Raw genomic sequence first — 16029 nt, 5'->3', positions numbered from 1 at the left:
GCGCGGGCATTTCGCTGCTGCTGGCATTCCTGAGCCCCGCGTTCGCGCAGGGACAGAACGTTGCGCCTGCTGCGCCCGAAGCGCGGGCGGCGACGCTGGTCGCCCGCATGACCCGCGAGGAAAAGATCTCGCAGCTGGTCAACGCCGCGCCGGCGATCCCGCGACTGGGCATCCCCGCCTACGAATGGTGGAACGAGGGTCTGCACGGCATCGCGCGCAACGGCCATGCCACGGTGTTCCCGCAGGCGGTCGCGCTCGCAGCCACCTGGAACCGCGACCTGATCCAGCAAGTCGGCACCGTCGTGTCGACCGAGGCGCGCGCCAAGTTCAACCTGGCCGGCGGACCGGGCAAGGATCACCGCCGTTACGAAGGCCTGACCATCTGGTCTCCCAATATCAACATCTTCCGCGATCCGCGCTGGGGCCGTGGGCAGGAAACCTACGGTGAGGATCCGTACCTCACCGGACAGCTGGGGGTGGCGTTCGTGCGCGGCCTGAAGGGCGCCGATCCGCGGCATCCACGCACGATCGCGACGCCCAAGCACTTCGCGGTGCATAGCGGTCCGGAACCGGGCCGGCATGGCTTCAGCGTCGCCGTCTCACCGCACGATCTGGAGGCGACCTACACCCCTGCATTCCGCGCCGCGGTCATCGAAGGCGGCGCCGGCTCGGTGATGTGCGCCTACAACGCCCTGCACGGCACGCCTGCGTGCGCGGCCGAGTGGTTGCTCGACGGGCGCCTGCGCGGCGACTGGGGTTTCACCGGGTACGTCGTGTCCGACTGCGATGCGGTCAGCGACATGACGGCATTCCACTACTTCAGGCCCGACAACGCGGCGTCGGCCGCGGCGGCGCTGCAGGCCGGACTGGATCTCAACTGCGGTTCAGCCTACCGCGCGCTGGGCGAGGCGCTCGCACGCGGCGACATTGCCGAAGCGCTGCTGGACCGGGCCCTGGTGCGGCTGTTCACCGCGCGCTACCGGCTGGGTGAGCTCGATCCACAACAACCCGATCCGTATGCCGCACTCGGAGCGGCCGACATCGACAGCCCCGCGCACCGCGCGCTCGCGCTGCAGGCGGCCGTGCAGTCGATGGTGCTGCTAAAGAACGACGGCGATACGCTGCCGCTGCGTCCGGAGACGCGCATCGCCGTGATCGGACCCAACGCCGACGCACTGGCGGTGCTGGAAGCCAATTACCAGGGCACCTCCCGCGACCCGGTCACCCCGCTGCGCGGCCTGCGCGAGCGCTTCGGCGACGCGCGGGTCCGTTACGCGCAAGGCGCGCCGCTGGCCGCCGGCGTGCCGACCACCATCCCGGAAACCGCGCTGCGCCACGGCGATGCCACCGGACTGAAGGGCGAGTACTTCGCCAATCCCGACCTGCGCGGCACCCCGGCACTCGTGCGACAGGATCGCGTGGTCGGCTTCAACTGGGACCGGGTCGCGCCGGCCGACGGCCTTCCGAGAACCGGATATTCGGTGCGCTGGACCGGCAAGCTGCTCCCGCCCGGGCCGGGCGAATACACGCTTGCGGTGCGGATGGCGCGCTGCTTCGACTGCAGCGGGCACGACCCGGTCAGGCTGTACGTCGACGACAGGCTCGTCATGGCCGGCGACGCCAATGGCAAGCGCACCACGGCCGTCGCCCACGACACCGGCGAGCAGAGCCTGGAGACGGTGCTGCGGTTCGACGACACGCGCCCCCGGAACATCCGCCTGGAGCTGGAACATCGCGGCGAGGACCAAGGCCTGCGTCTGGAGTGGATCGCGCCGCCCGAGCCGCAGCTGGCCGAGGCCGAACGCGCGGTGGCGCAGGCCGACACGGTGGTCGCGTTCGTCGGCCTGTCGCCGGATGTGGAAGGCGAAGCGCTGCAGATCGACGTGCCCGGCTTCGACGGCGGCGACCGCAACGACATTGCACTGCCGGCGCCGCAACGCGCGCTGCTCGAGCGCGCCAAAGCCAGCGGCAAACCGCTGGTGGTGGTGCTGATGAGCGGCAGCGCGGTGGCCCTGACCTGGGCGCAGCAACATGCCGATGCGATCCTGGCCGCGTGGTATCCAGGCCAGGCCGGCGGCACGGCGATCGCGCGCGTGCTGGCGGGCGACGACAATCCGGGCGGACGTCTGCCGGTGACGTTCTACCGGTCCACCCGCGATCTGCCGCCCTATGTCAGTTACGACATGAAGGGCCGGACCTACCGCTACTTCACCGGCAAACCGCTGTATCCGTTCGGCCACGGCCTGGCCTATACGCAGTTCGCCTACGAGGAGCCGCGCCTTTCCATATCGGCGCTGAAGGCCGGCGACACGTTGCGCGTAAGCGCCCGGGTGCGCAACGCCGGCGCGCGCGCGGGCGACGAAGTAGTGCAGGTCTATCTGGAATACCCCGACCGGCCGCTGTCGCCCAGGCGCGCACTGGTCGACTTCGCCCGGGTCAGCCTGCAGCCGGGCGAATCGCGCGAGCTGAGCTTCGAACTGGATGCACGCCGTCTCAGCGACGTCGACCGTGCGGGCAAGCGCGCGGTGATGCCGGGCGACTATCGCGTGTTCGTCGGTGGCGGCCAGCCGGGAACCACCGCGCCTGGCGGCATGGGGGCGTTCTCGATCACCGGCGAGGTGACGTTGCCACGCTAACCAAAACCAAGCCGGCGCAGGTGCGCGAGTCCTTTCATGCTCGGCCATCTGCAGACGCTGGACGACGCCGACCCGGGACTGCTTCGATGCGCTGATCGCACGCGTCGTATCGGAGCTTCGCATCGCATAAAGCACGGACGCAGTTCTCGCCCGCGCTCTAATGCGAACGCGGGGCAAGCAAGGCGCGGACCACCTCTTGTCGGAAAGGCGCCAGGACAGGCAAAAAAGCATGTCGAAAGTCATCGCATCCAATGGGCGATGCGCGAATCCTTCTCACACGCTGCAATGCATCTCGCCGGATGCACCCGAGTCGATGCAAGTCTTTGCAACCGCCGTCGCCGCCTGCCGTAAGTCATCAGTACCGACGACACGGCCGCCTCCCGGCCCGCACCGGCATCCACTGAGGAGAACGCCATGAACCCCCGACATGCTCTTGCCCTCATCCTGTCGTGCGTTGCCGCCCCGGCCGTTGCTGGCGACGACACGCTCCAGGCCCTCGCCCACCACTCCGGACTGACCGAGCACAAGGTCGCCATCGTCCTTGGCCAACCGATGTCGCAGCTCGACCAGCGCTATGTCTACAAGGAAGCGAAGCATCGTCTGGAACGCGCGATCGGACGCGACACGGTCCGTCAACTGCAGGATGGCGAAACTGTGGCGATCCGGCTCCCGACCGAAGGCCAGGTCGGCGAAGTCATCCCGATCGCGGCGCGTTGACCCGTTGCGCCGCGGCGCGACTTCGCGCATCGACACGAACCCCCACGGCTGCCAGCGGGTGGCGCAATGACCACGGCATGAAGGGTCCCGGGACATGCAGTTGATGCGCGGCGTCCCTGGCTCCTTCCGCCGCTTATGGAGAAAGGTAGGGTGGAGGCAGCGAGGCGCGTGGTGCCGAGCTCCCGGCCGAGCGCCCCCTCCCCAGCCCTCCCCCGCAAGCGGGGGAGGGAGTCGGAGAGCTAGCACGAACGAAAGAACCTCTTTTGAAACCTCGCAGTTAGGGAGCGGGGCGCCGCTCTGCCGGCGCGTTCCAGATCCGGGACCACGTCGTCCGCCACAGCGCGCCGGCATCGCGGGAAGCTGGCAGTTGCCGCGGCGCGATGGCATGCCAGCCGCTGCCGTGCCGTGCCACCGCGAAACGAAAAAAGTACTCCGGCTCGCTGCCCATGCGCAGGTCGCTGAGCACGAGCTCGTCGCCGACCACGCGCGCCTGCTGAAAGCCATGGTTGAACCAGGCGAGGCGGCGCACGGCGGGTACGTGACCGGCCTCAGCCAGCGCTTGTGTGTTCGAAGCGTAGCCGCGGAACTGCATGGTGCCGCGATCGGCCGCCAGCGAGCGATAGCCTTCGACATAGCCACCCGGCGTCATTGCCACCACTCGCCAGAGCAGCGTATTGAGCGGCATCGGCACGGAGAAGCGCGGCGCGCCCTGCAGCCCCATCGCCGCCAGGGCGCGATCGGCCTCGCGTTCGACCATCGACTTCGCCAGCAGCGACCAGCCCAGGTAGGCCGTGCTCAGCACGAGGCCCGCGACCAGTGCGCGCTGCGCCGCGATCCGCTCGCGCAGGAAGAACGCCGCGATGCAGGCCAGCAGCAGCCAGAGCGTGTACAGCGGATCGATGATGAACACGCTCGACCACATCACCGGCCGCAGCGGCAGCGGCCATAGCAGCTGGGTGCCGTAGACGGTGAAGGCGTCCAGCAGTGGATGGGTCATCAATGCCAGCAGGATCGCCCACCACCAGCGTCGCGGCGCCTGCGCAACCCGTTTGCCGCGCGACCGGCACCACGCCCAGATCGCCCACGCCAGCAGCGGCAGGACCAGCAGCGAATGGCTGGCGCTGCGGTGCCAGGTCATCAGTGCGACCGGATCATCCGTGAGCAGCGCGATCGGGATCGAATCCAGGTCGGGCAGCGTGCCGAGCACCGCGCCCGCCGCCAGCGCCGCACGCCGATGGCGCGCAGGCGCGATCGCAGCCGTCACAGCCGCACCGAGCAGGATCTGGGTCAGTGAGTCCATCGGCCGATGCTAGCAGCCCATGCGGGCGCACCTGGGGCGCGATGCGCTTCGCAACCGACGTAAGCGGCGCGCGGAGCAGCGCTCGTGCAACCCGTCAGGCCGCGCGACGCACTGCGTCCTGCTGCACCAACCGCAACCGCGGAGGCACGTCCGCCAGGGTTTCGCCCCGATGCGACAGCAAACGCAGACCGCCGTCGTGGCCTTCGGCCAGCGCGGTCAGGCTTTCGACCCAGTCGCCGTCGTTGGCATAGACCAGGCCGTCGCGCTGGATCAGCGCAGCGCGATGGATATGACCGCAGACGATGCCGTCAAGTCCGCGCTGCTTCGCATCGTCGAGCCCGGCCTGCACATAGCGCGCGATGTAGCGCTCGGCCGCACCGCTGCGGCGCTTGAGGAACTCGGCCAGCGACCAGTAGCGCTGGCCCAGGCGCTGGCGCAGCAGGTTGAGCCAGCGGTTGCCGCTGAGGATGCGGTAGTAAAGCCAGTCGCCGAACCGCTCCTGCAGGCTGCCGAAATGGGTGATGGCGTCGTAGTCGTCGCCATGCGTCACCAGCAGGCGGCGACCATCGGCAGTGGTGTGGACCGCGCGTCTGCGCACGCGCATCGCCGGCAGTACCAGGCCGCAGAAGCGGCGGATCGGGCGGTCGTGGTTGCCCGGAACATAGACGATGACGGTGCCGGCGCGGCGCAACGCATGCAGCGCCTCGACCACGCGGTTCTGCGCCTGTCCCCAAGCCGCGCGCCGCTGCGCCATGTACCACAGGTCGACGATGTCGCCCACCAGGTACAGGCGCTCGCACGACGTCGCTTCCAGGAAGCCTGCGAGCTCGGCCGCGTGGCAATGGCGCGAACCCAGGTGGATGTCGGAGAGAAACAGCGTCCGGTGCTGTTTCGTGCTCATGCCAGGGTCGCTCCGGGTTCCAGATAGCGCCTGCGCTTGCGCGGCTGCAGACGCCCGAGGTCGACTTCGATCAGGCCGTCGATGCTGTCGCTGAAGGCCGGATCCACGCCGAAGGCGAGGAAGCGCGCGCCTCCGGGCTCGCACAGCTCGGTGTATTGCTTGTAGAGCATCGGCACCGCCGTACCGAGCGCGGCCAGGTTCGCTTTCAGCACGTCGAAAGCAGTCCCGGCATCCATGTCGCCGAAGCGCGTCAGGGCGGCGAAATAGGCGAACGGACGCAGCGCGCTGGCGTAAACCGCCTCGCAGCCGTAGTAGCGCTGGTAGTAGGCGACGATCTGCTCGCGCGCCTGCGCCGGCAATGCCGCGCTGATCGAGACCGCGCCGAACAGGTAGCGCACGCCCGGGTAGCGGCGAAGATAGGCGCCAATGCCCTGCCACAGGTAGTCCAGGCTGCGGCTGCCCCAGTAATCGGGAGCGACGAAACTGCGGCCCAGTTCCATGCCCTGCGCGATGCGTGGAATCGCGTCATCGGCGTAGCGGAACAGAGAGGCGGTGTACAGCCCCGCCAGGCCGCTACGCGCCAGCACCCGCGCACCGCGCGCGAGGCGATAGGCGCCGGCGATGCAACCTGCGTCTGCGTCCCAGACCAGCACGTGCTGGTAGTGCCGGTCGTAGACGTCGAGGTCGCGGCTGCGTCCGGTGCCCTCGCCGACCTTGCGGAACGCGTATTCGCGCAGTCGCCCCAATTCCTGCAGCAGGGCTTCGCCCAGCTCCGGCGCGCAGGCTTCGGGGTCCAGCAGCCGGATCTGCTTGCCGTCGCTGGTCCCGCCCAGCAGTTCGGTCGCCGCGATGGCCCGCCGCAGGATCCGGTCCTGGATCGCATCTGCGATCGGTTCGGGCCAGGTCGTCTGCCGCTGTCCTAGGCCCAGCCGATACAGCGCCTGACGGACGCTGCGGACCGCTGTCGCGATGTCGGCTCCATCCTCGAGCCTCATCGGCTTGCCGATATGCAGACGCAGGGGCCGGTTGCGGCGCGCGAACATTTCCCGTGCCAGCAGCGCGGTGCCCGCAGGCTTGAAGATCGCCGACGTGCCGTAGAACAGGGCCGAATTGCGCGCTGCGATCCGCACCGGCAGGACCGGCGCGCCGGTCCTGCGCGCGAAATGGGCGAAGCCCTTGCGCCAGCGACGGTCGCGCACGCCGCCCGGCCCCAGCCGCGAGACTTCGCCCGCAGGGAACACGATCACGCATTGCCCGTCGTGCAGCGCCTGCTCGACCGCGCGCAGGCTGTCCGGATCGGCGCGCCCGCCGAACACCCGCACCGGCAGCATCAGGCCGGCCATCGGCGCCAGCATCGACAGGACGTCGTTGGCGACGATGCGCACATCCCGCCGCACGCGGCCGACCGCATGCAGCAGGGCCAGGGCGTCGAGCGCGCCGGACGGATGGTTGGCGACGATCAGCAGGCGTCCGCGGGTCGGAATGGCCGCCAGGGCCGTCGGGTCCACCTCATAGCGCAGCTGCAGAAAATCGAGGGCGGCATCGAGGAAGGCGGCGTCGCGCAGATGCCCCGTCCGCTGCAGGAAGGCTTCGATCGCGTCGAACCTCGACCAGCGCGCGACCCCGCGCAGCAACGGCCCGGCCATCCTGCCGCGATGGCCGCGAAACCAGTGCGGGAAGCGCTGTTGCAGACGGTCTTCGAGCAACGGCATGGCTAGGGCCTGTCCGGCGTACTCCAATAGCGTTAAGAGGCCTTGTGGGTCGGCCCCGGTTGGCCGGCAGCCTGCGCCGGCCCGGCGACAGGTCCGTTGCGAAATTCGGGCAGTTACGTGACAGGCCCGGCGCTTGTGGGAGCGGCTTCAGGCGCGAATGCAGTTCACCGGAAGTCGGCCCGGGGCATTCGAAACCAGGAACCTGCCCAGGACTTGATTCGGGGCGCTCCCTACCAGACAGCGCATTCGCGACCGAGGTCGCTCCCACAGCCCGGTCGCGCGAGGGTTTAACCGCCCGGAAACGGGCGGGCCGGCACTATGCGAGCCCTGCCTCGGCCTGTATCATTCGCGGCCATCTTTTCATCCAGATTGAAGGATATAGCCGATGTCCAGCTACCTGTTCACCTCCGAATCGGTGTCGGAAGGCCATCCGGACAAGATCGCCGACCAGATCTCCGATGCCGTGCTCGACGCGATCCTGGCCCAGGACAAGCGCGCGCGCGTGGCCTGCGAGACGATGGTGAAGACGGGCGCTGCGATCGTCGCCGGCGAGGTCACCACCAATGCCTGGGTCGACATCGAAGAGCTGACCCGCAAGGTCATCAACGACATCGGCTACGACAATTCGCGCGTCGGTTTCGACGGCCATACCTGCGCCATCATCAATATGCTCGGCAAGCAGTCGCCGGACATCGCCGCCGGCGTGGACGGCACCAGCAAGAAGGCCAAGAAGCCCGAGGAACAGGGTGCAGGCGACCAGGGCCTGATGTTCGGCTATGCCTGCAACGAGGCGCCCGAGTACATGCCGGCGCCGATCTATTACAGCCACCGCCTGGTCGAACAGCAGGCCAAGGTGCGCAAGAACGGCAAGCTCAAGTGGCTGCGCCCGGATGCCAAGAGCCAGGTGACGCTGCGCTACAACGACACCGGCAATACCATCGTCGGCCTGGACGCGGTGGTGCTGTCGACCCAGCACGATGCGGACATCAAGCAGAAGGACCTGATCGAGGCGGTGCGCGAGCACATCCTCAAGCCGGTGCTGCCGAAGAAGTGGTACGAGTCGCTGCCCAAGAACAAGGTGCACATCAACCCGACCGGCATCTTCGTAATCGGCGGCCCGGTGGGCGACTGCGGCCTGACCGGGCGCAAGATCATCGTCGACACCTACGGCGGCATGGCCCGCCACGGTGGCGGCGCATTCTCGGGCAAGGATCCGTCGAAGGTCGACCGCTCGGCTGCCTACGCCGCGCGCTACGTGGCCAAGAACATCGTCGCCGCCGGCCTGGCCGACAAGTGCGAGGTGCAGGTGTCCTACGCCATCGGCGTCGCCGAGCCGACCTCGATCTCGGTCACCACCTTCGGCACCGGCCATATCCCGGACGACCAGATCGAGAAGCTGATCCGCAAGCACTTCGACCTGCGCCCGTACGGCATCGTCAAGATGCTCGACCTGATCCACCCGATCTACCAGCGCACCGCCAGCTATGGCCACTTCGGGCGCAAGCCGCAGGAAGTCAGCTACACCGACGGCTCCGGCAAGAAGCACACCGCCACCGCGTTCTCGTGGGAGAAGACCGACAAGGCAGACGAGCTGCGCAAGGCGGCGAAGTTGAAGTAAGCGTAGGGCGGGCCCAGGCCCGCCATGCGTGCGTAATGAAACAGCGTCGGGCCCAGGCCCGACCTACGCCCGTCGAGGGGCGCTGCAACTCCGGGGCCATCGCGTTCCGGAACCAGGCTCGGCGAGGTCGACGCACCAACGGCGCCCGTTAATGCAAGTCCCCGATGCGCGGACTTCCAACAACGGAGCAACACTGATGAACGCACAGCTGAAGACCTTCTCCCAGGACGGCGACTACAAGGTTGCCGACATCTCCCTGGCCGACTGGGGCCGCAAGGAAATCGACATCGCCGAGCACGAGATGCCCGGCCTGATGTCGATCCGCCGCAAGCACGCCGCCGCCAAGCCGCTCAAGGGCGTGCGCGTGACCGGCTCGCTGCACATGACCATCCAGACCGCGGTGCTGATCGAGACGTTGAAGGACATCGGCGCCGACGTGCGCTGGGCCTCTTGCAACATCTTCTCGACCCAGGACCACGCCGCCGCCGCGATCGCCGCCTCCGGCACGCCCGTGTTCGCATGGAAGGGCGAGTCACTGGAGGAATACTGGGACTGCACGCTCGACGCGGTGACCTTCCCCGGTGGCAAGGGCCCGGAGCTGGTCGTCGACGACGGCGGCGACGTGACCTTGCTGATCCACAAGGGCTACGAGCTGGAACAAGGCTCGAAGTGGGTGGATGAGCCGGCCGCCTCGCACGAGGAAGGCGTGATCAAGGCCCTGCTCAAGCGCGTCGCCAAGGAACGCCCCGGCTTCTGGACCAATGTGGTCAAGGACTGGAAGGGCGTGTCGGAAGAAACCACCACCGGCGTGCATCGCCTGTACCAGATCGCCGAGCAGGGCAAGCTGCTGGTGCCGGCAATCAACGTCAACGATTCGGTCACCAAGTCGAAGTTCGACAACCTCTACGGCTGCCGCGAGTCGCTGGCGGATGGCCTGAAGCGGGCGATGGACGTGATGCTGGCCGGCAAGGTCGCGGTCGTGTGCGGCTATGGCGACGTCGGCAAGGGTTCGGCGCATTCGCTCAGGGCCTACGGTGCGCGCGTGATCGTCACCGAGATCGATCCGATCTGCGCGCTGCAGGCGGCGATGGAGGGCTTCGAGGTCAAGACCGTCGAGGACACCCTGGGCACCGCCGACATCTACGTCACCACCACCGGCAACAAGGATGTCCTGACCTTGCAGCACATGCAGGCGATGAAGGACCAGGCGATCGTCTGCAACATCGGCCACTTCGACAACGAAATCCAGGTCGATGCGCTGAACGCGTCGGGCGCCACGCGGCTCAACATCAAGCCGCAGGTCGACAAGTACACCTTCGCGGCTCCAGATGGGAGTGCAGGTAACTCGATCTTCCTGCTGGCCGAAGGCCGCCTGGTCAACCTGGGCTGTGCCACCGGCCATCCCAGCTTCGTCATGTCCAACAGCTTCTCGAATCAAACGCTGGCCCAGATCGACCTGTGGGCGAACAAGGACAAGTACGAGAAGACCGTGTACCGGCTGCCCAAGGCGCTGGACGAGGAAGTCGCGCGGCTGCACTTGGAAAAGATCGGAGTGAAGCTCACCAGGCTCACCAGTGAGCAGGCCGATTACCTGGGCGTAGCGGTGGAAGGCCCGTACAAGCCGGATCACTACCGCTACTGAGTCACGCCTCGGCAGGGGCCGTTGCCTGCAACGGCTCTGCGGCCGCCGGGACCGCCTCGACGCGGTTCCGGCCGCCGACCTTGGCCCGGTACAGGGCCGCATCGACATCGCGATACAGCGCGTCGCCATCGGCATGGCGTCCTGGGTCGAACGCCCCGCATCCGATGCTGACCGTCACCGCGGCTTGCCCCCCTTCCGGCAGCGGCAGCGGCACGCGCTCCAGGTCATGGCGGAAGCGTTCGCCCCGCACGCACGCGGCGGCTCCGTCGGCTTCCATCACCACACCGAACTCCTCGCCGCCCAGACGCACGCACAGGTCGCCATCGCTGGCGAAATGCTGGCGCAGCCTGTTCGCCACCGCGACCAGGCAGGCGTCGCCGGCGTGATGGCCGAGGCTGTCGTTGATCCGCTTGAAGTGGTCGATATCCATGATCAGCAGCGACACTGCCCGCTGGCCAGCGCGTTCGACTCCGCGCGCCAGCGTGTCGGCGAATTCGCGACGGTTCGCCAGGCCGGTCAAGCCGTCGATGCGGCTCTGTTTCTCGAACAGATCGCGCTGCTGGCGCAGGTCCTCTTCCAGTTCCAGGCGCGTGCGGTACTCGCCGTGGCTGCGACGCATGACCAGCAGCATGTACGCGGTATAGACCGCCCACATGCCCGCCACGCTGGGCGCGACATCGCGCCATAACAGCACCAGGCTGGGCAGCATCACGCTGGCGATGGCCAGCACGGCGGGCAGGCGCCGCATGCACAGCGTATGCGCGACCGCCATGCCGAACGCGCCTGAGAACAGCAGCGCCACCAGCGGCGCAGGCTCGGGCAGCTTCGCGGAGGCCCAGACGCTGAAGATGCCCCAGGCAATGGTGGTCGCCAGAACGACTGACCAGATCTTGCGCAGGCCGTGAAGGCTTGCGGCTTCGTCGCTGGATGCGGGCGCTCGTACTGCAACGCGCAGCAGCGCAAGCGCCACAAACGCCGCAGTCGCCACCATCGCCGCGACGCCATGCCCAGGCCCGCCGGCGATGAAGGTCAGCGCGACCGCGACCGGATAGAAGAACCCGCCCAGCCGGGCGCGCTGCCGCGTTTCCAGCGTCTCCTGTGCGAGCAGGTTGCGCGAACGCAGCGCGGCGCGGGCCTGGATGAATGCGTCGAGTGGCATCGTGAAAGAACAGAGCGTGGTCGGTGGCCTGTGAACCAAAGCAAGAACCACGCCAAGGCCTCACTGCCCTGCCCGCGCAGGGTGCGCAGGCAGGCCGCCGAAGTGTTTCTATTCATCGCGATGAAGAGATAGACTATGGCCATATTCCGGGCAAGGCGCCTGCATGATCCCGATCAGTTTCGAGTTCTTCCCGCCCAAGACCGATGAACAGCGCGCCCAGCTCGACAAGGTGGCGCAGAAGCTCAAATCGATCGGGCCCGAATACGTCTCCTGCACCTTCGGCGCCGGCGGCTCGACCCTGGACTACACCCCCGAGACCATCGACCGCCTGCACAACCAACACGGCCTGGACGCAGCGCCGCATATCTCCTGCGTGGGCGGTACCCGCGCCGAGCTGGGCGCGCTGCTCGACCGCTACCGGCAGATGGGATGCCGGCGCCTCGTCGCGCTGCGCGGCGACCTGCCGTCGGGCATGGGTCATGCGGGGGAATTCCGCTATGCCAGCGAGCTGGTGAGCTTCATCCGCAAGGAGCACGACGGCTACTTCCACATCGAGGTCGGCGCCTATCCGGAGACGCATCCGCAGGCCGAACACGCGATGGCGGACCTGCAGGCGTTCAAGGCCAAGGTCGATGCCGGTGCCGATGGAGCGATCACCCAGTACTTCTACAACGCCGATGCCTACTTCCGCTTCGTCGACGACGCACGCAAGCTGGGCGTGGCCATCCCGATCGTTCCCGGGATCATGCCCATCTCCAACTTCATCCAGCTGCGTCGCTTCTCGGAAGCCTGCGGCGCCGAGATCCCGCGCTGGATCGGCAAGCGCATGCAGGCCTACGGCGATGATGTCGATGCCATCCGCGAGTTCGCCGCCGACTTCGTCGCCCAGCTGTGCCAGCGGCTGATCGACGGCGGTGCACCTTCCCTGCACTTCTACACCCTGAACATGTCGAAGCCGACGCTGAACGTCCTGACGCGACTGGGCTGAATCGTGGCGCGAGGCGCCTGCGACGCCTACTTCCTCTGCCGAAGCCGCGGCGCTAGGCTGCGGCAATGCCGCCACCGGAACTTCTGCTGCGCAGCCTGCTGCTGCCCTTGCTGCTGGCGGGAGCGTTGTGGCCCGCGCATGCACACGCCCAGGTACGCCGCTGTGCAGGCCAGACGGGCGAGGCGATCTATACCGACCGCAACTGCACCGATATCGGCGCCGTCGATCGCCTGATGCGCGCACCCGGCGCAGGCTATGCGCCCAGCGCCTATCGCGGCGGCTGCTCACGACGGCTAAACGAACTCGTCTACGGCCTGAGCAGCGCGATCGATGCGAAGGACGTCAACCGCCTGGCCCTGCTGTACGACTGGGCGGGCATGTCCACGCGCCAGGGCTACGCCGTCATGGGGCGGCTGGAAGGGATCGTGAGACGCCCCTTGGTCGACATCCTGCCGATCTATCCACGGCCGCCGCCGATCATGGCCGAAGACGGCACGGTGTTCGACACCAACGCCGATGGCTATTTCCCGCAAACCAGGACACACCAGGCACCAGTCGGCCTGCGGCTGGAACAGACCTTCGGCAATGGCGTCACGCCATCGCGCACCGTATTCGGCCTGCGCAAGCGGCTGGGGTGCTGGTGGCTCAGCCTGTAGCGCACGCTCACAGCAGGGACACCAGCCGGTCGAGCGCTACCTGCGTCTCCTTGCGCTCGAGATGGGCCTCGGCAGTGCGGCGCAGACCCATGAGGTTGGTCTGGTCGACGCTGTCGAAGTCATCGTAGCCGCGGGTGAGCGGTGTCTGCAGGCGGAAGTAGGCCCCGTTGCCGAGAATCTGGCCGGCGATGTAGTCGACCGAATCGGCCGAACCGTCGAACAGCACGTCGATGATCGGGATCGCCCATTCCAGCGGCCCCCAGCTCGTCGCCTCGCGCTCGGAAATCGGCCGCGTGGCCTGCCCGGTACCCACGGACAGCAAGACGATGTCCTTGAGGCTGGCGTCGTCGTTCAACCGCACCGCCTCGGCAATGGCGCAGGCGGTCGGGTTGTTGGCGACCACGCCGCCGTCGATCAGTGCACGCCGCCTGCGTTCGATCGTGGCTAGGTGCGCGGGAAAGTAGGTCGGTGCGGCGGTCGCGGCGCGACACACTTCCCACAACGGAATGTCCGCATGCTCAGGCTTGAAACTCTTGAAGAACAGCGGAGTGCGCGCGACCGTGTCGTAGGCAATGGCCATCGCGCGCGGGGCGACGCTACCAAGGGTGCGATCGGAGAACACCCGCTTGAGCACCCGTTCCAGGCCCTTTGGTGAATAACGTGGCGCGGACAGGCCCTGGGTAAAGCTGCGGGTCACGCGCGACCACAGGCGTTCGGCAGCGCCGGGGAACACGTCGTCGCCGAAGTGCTCGTAAAGCGTCGTGATGTCCTTTGCAGGCATGCCGCTCGCCAGGCCCATCGCGATCAGGGCACCCGTCGAAGAACCGGCGATGAGGTCGAAATGTTCGTGCAAGGCCCCCTTGCCTGCCGCGTGCAGTTTCGCCTGCAGCGCCTCCAGCCAGATCGCGCTGACCAGGCCGCGGATGCCACCGCCATCGAGGGTCAGGATGCGTTGCACGCGCATCGTCGGGGTTCCGGCTTGCGTCGTTTCCGGGGTTCTGGCTTGCATCTTTTCCATGGATTCGAGTCTAGGGCTCGGCCGACGCACGGACTGAGACGCAAGCTAGAATGTCGCGCTCACGTGAGGAGGCTCCATGGCCCAGCCCTACCCCGAGAAGATCTGGCATAACGGCTCGATCAAGCCGTGGGCGGAGGCCACCACCCATGTGATGGCGCACGCGCTGCATTATGGCTCGTCGGTGTTCGAGGGGATCCGCTGCTACCAGACGCCAGAAGGCCCGGCGATCTTCCGGCTCAGCGACCACAACCGGCGCCTGTTCGCCTCGGCGAAGATCTACGACATGGCGATCCCCTATTCGCTCGACGAGATCAACGCCGCCTGCCGCGAAGTGCTCAGGGCCAACGACTTCAGCACCGACTACCTGCGCCCGGTGGCATTTCGCGGACTGGGCGGATTCGGACTTTCCGCCGATACACCCACCGACGTTGCGGTGGCCACCTGGAAAATGGGTCAGTACCTGGGCGCCGGCGTGCTGGAGGAAGGCATCGACGCCTGCGTCTCGAGCTGGCAGCGCTTCGCACCCAATACGATTCCGGCGGGTGCCAAGGCCGGCGGCAACTATCTGTCCGGGCAACTGGTCGCGCGCGAGGCCCGCCGACTCGGCTTCGGGGAAGGCATCGCGCTGGCCTCGACCGGACTGCTGAGCGAAGGCGCCGGCGAGAACCTGTTCCTGGTATTCGACGGCGCACTGCACACCACGCCGGTCAGCGCGGCCCTGCTCAACGGCATCACCCGCAACAGCATCATCGCGCTGGCGCGCGACGCCGGCATCGAGGTGATCGAACGCGACCTGCCGCGCGAATATCTGTACCTGTGCGAGGAATTGTTCATGTGCGGCACGGCGGCCGAGATCACCCCGATCCGCTCCGTCGACGGGCGCCAGGTCGGCGCCGGCCGGGCCGGGCCGGTAACCCAGCAGCTGCAGCGGCTGTTCTTCGGTCTGTTCGACGGTACGACGCCGGACAGGCATGGCTGGTTGGAGCCGGTCTAAACCGCTTCTCGAGGTCCGTGATTCGGTAGGTCCGAGGTTGCTCCGCTCTGACGATCGTGCCACTGGAGATCTGAGGCTTTCGCCTTACGGCGCCCTGCTCTCTTTGCTGGTGCACTGCGCCGAAGGCGCAAACGGCGAAGCCGGGCCGAAGGACGAGCACCGCAAGTGCGTCAAGAAAGTAGGCAAAGAAATCCGGCGGCCAAAGACGTAACTCTGCGCTTACGAAACCAGCACAATTCGGCCTTCGGGCTAAGAGCTTTCGCCTGAAGGCGACCTACTTTCTTTGCTGGTGCCAAGAAAGTAGGCAAAGAAGGCACCCAGTGGATCCAGGACGCTCAAGGGATGTGGATGCCGAAGGAATTTTCGGACTCGCCATCCTGGCCCGATCCGAAAACGGCGGCCATCCATGGCCGCCGCCCCTCCGGGGTTTCGAACGTTAGTGGCGACTGGCGGAGCAAGAAAGTCAAAGGCTGAAGAGCCGAAACGACTCGCTCATCAAAACGCGCCTGCGGCTCATGGCTCTACCATGCTTTTGACCTTCCCAACGCTGCGCATGCGACCCGCATCCGAACACCCGGAGGGCGGCCGGCATGGATGCCGGCCGTTTTCGGATCGAGCCATGGATGGCGAGTCCGAAAATGGCGATGGGTTCCGGCCGGCTTGAATGAAGTGGATCCACCTGGGTGCT

General features: G+C 67.2%; 12 protein-coding genes and 1 riboswitch. Of the genes, 7 read left to right on the top strand and 5 right to left on the bottom strand.

Annotation, left to right across the window (positions count from 1 at the left end; genetic code table 11):
• Positions 1 to 29 precede the first annotated feature (29 nt).
• Both MC380_RS00060 and MC380_RS00055 read left to right on the top strand, forming a co-directional pair.
• The gene (locus tag MC380_RS00060) at positions 30 to 2636 is read left to right on the top strand and encodes a glycoside hydrolase family 3 C-terminal domain-containing protein (protein WP_343223509.1); all 2607 of its coding nucleotides are present in this window, start codon (positions 30 to 32) and stop codon (positions 2634 to 2636) included.
• 414 nt (positions 2637 to 3050) lie between these two features.
• Positions 3051 to 3353, top strand: coding sequence for a hypothetical protein (locus tag MC380_RS00055; RefSeq protein ID WP_242162327.1), 303 nt, complete (start codon positions 3051 to 3053; stop codon positions 3351 to 3353).
• 277 nt (positions 3354 to 3630) lie between these two features.
• Here MC380_RS00055 and MC380_RS00050 read toward each other — a convergent pair whose 3' ends face one another.
• The 3 genes from MC380_RS00050 to MC380_RS00040 all read right to left on the bottom strand — a co-directional run bounded on the left by MC380_RS00050 (position 3631) and on the right by MC380_RS00040 (position 7266).
• Complete coding sequence (locus MC380_RS00050) at positions 3631 to 4653, bottom strand: metal-dependent hydrolase (RefSeq protein WP_242162325.1); 1023 nt, start codon at positions 4651 to 4653, stop codon at positions 3631 to 3633.
• Between the two features lie 94 nt (positions 4654 to 4747).
• Positions 4748 to 5554 carry a UDP-2,3-diacylglucosamine diphosphatase gene (locus tag MC380_RS00045; protein WP_242101311.1) on the bottom strand — a complete coding sequence of 269 codons (807 nt, stop codon included), beginning with the start codon at positions 5552 to 5554 and terminating at the stop codon, positions 4748 to 4750.
• On the bottom strand, positions 5551 to 7266 hold the full coding sequence (locus MC380_RS00040) for a GNAT family N-acyltransferase (protein ID WP_242162323.1): 1716 nt from the start codon (positions 7264 to 7266) through the stop codon (positions 5551 to 5553). The genes MC380_RS00045 and MC380_RS00040 overlap by 4 nt, the downstream gene beginning before the upstream one ends.
• Before the next feature lie 385 nt (positions 7267 to 7651).
• Here MC380_RS00040 and metK point away from each other — a divergent pair, with 385 nt between their 5' ends.
• The gene (metK, locus tag MC380_RS00035) at positions 7652 to 8884 is read left to right on the top strand and encodes a methionine adenosyltransferase (RefSeq protein WP_242101313.1); all 1233 of its coding nucleotides are present in this window, start codon (positions 7652 to 7654) and stop codon (positions 8882 to 8884) included.
• Positions 8885 to 8952: 68 nt separating this feature from the next.
• A riboswitch (S-adenosyl-L-homocysteine riboswitch) is annotated at positions 8953 to 9038 on the top strand.
• Between the two features lie 42 nt (positions 9039 to 9080).
• Entirely contained in the window at positions 9081 to 10526 is a 1446-nt protein-coding gene (gene ahcY, locus MC380_RS00030) for an adenosylhomocysteinase (protein WP_242101314.1), read from the top strand.
• A gap of 1 nt (position 10527) precedes the next feature.
• On the opposite strand, the gene MC380_RS00025 is transcribed toward ahcY, so the two are convergent.
• Positions 10528 to 11685, bottom strand: coding sequence for a GGDEF domain-containing protein (locus tag MC380_RS00025; protein WP_242162321.1), 1158 nt, complete (start codon positions 11683 to 11685; stop codon positions 10528 to 10530).
• Between the two features lie 163 nt (positions 11686 to 11848).
• On the opposite strand from MC380_RS00025, the gene metF reads away from it, so the two are divergent.
• A complete protein-coding gene (gene metF / locus MC380_RS00020; protein WP_242162320.1) occupies positions 11849 to 12673 on the top strand; it encodes a methylenetetrahydrofolate reductase [NAD(P)H] in 825 nt (274 codons plus the stop codon).
• Between the two features lie 65 nt (positions 12674 to 12738).
• Positions 12739 to 13329 (top strand): hypothetical protein, encoded by a 591-nt coding sequence (locus tag MC380_RS00015; protein ID WP_242101317.1) that lies wholly within the window; start codon positions 12739 to 12741, stop codon positions 13327 to 13329.
• A gap of 7 nt (positions 13330 to 13336) precedes the next feature.
• Here MC380_RS00015 and MC380_RS00010 read toward each other — a convergent pair whose 3' ends face one another.
• Entirely contained in the window at positions 13337 to 14293 is a 957-nt protein-coding gene (locus MC380_RS00010; RefSeq protein ID WP_242162318.1) for a patatin-like phospholipase family protein, read from the bottom strand.
• A gap of 130 nt (positions 14294 to 14423) precedes the next feature.
• On the opposite strand from MC380_RS00010, the gene MC380_RS00005 reads away from it, so the two are divergent.
• Positions 14424 to 15341 (top strand): branched-chain amino acid transaminase, encoded by a 918-nt coding sequence (locus MC380_RS00005; RefSeq protein ID WP_242162316.1) that lies wholly within the window; start codon positions 14424 to 14426, stop codon positions 15339 to 15341.
• Positions 15342 to 16029 lie beyond the last annotated feature (688 nt).

This window comes from Lysobacter sp. M15 (genome assembly GCF_022662515.1).
GTDB lineage: Bacteria > Pseudomonadota > Gammaproteobacteria > Xanthomonadales > Xanthomonadaceae > JAKPBU01.
The sequence above is the reverse complement of the archived record's forward strand: the minus strand, read 5'-3'. Positions and strand labels throughout refer to the sequence as shown.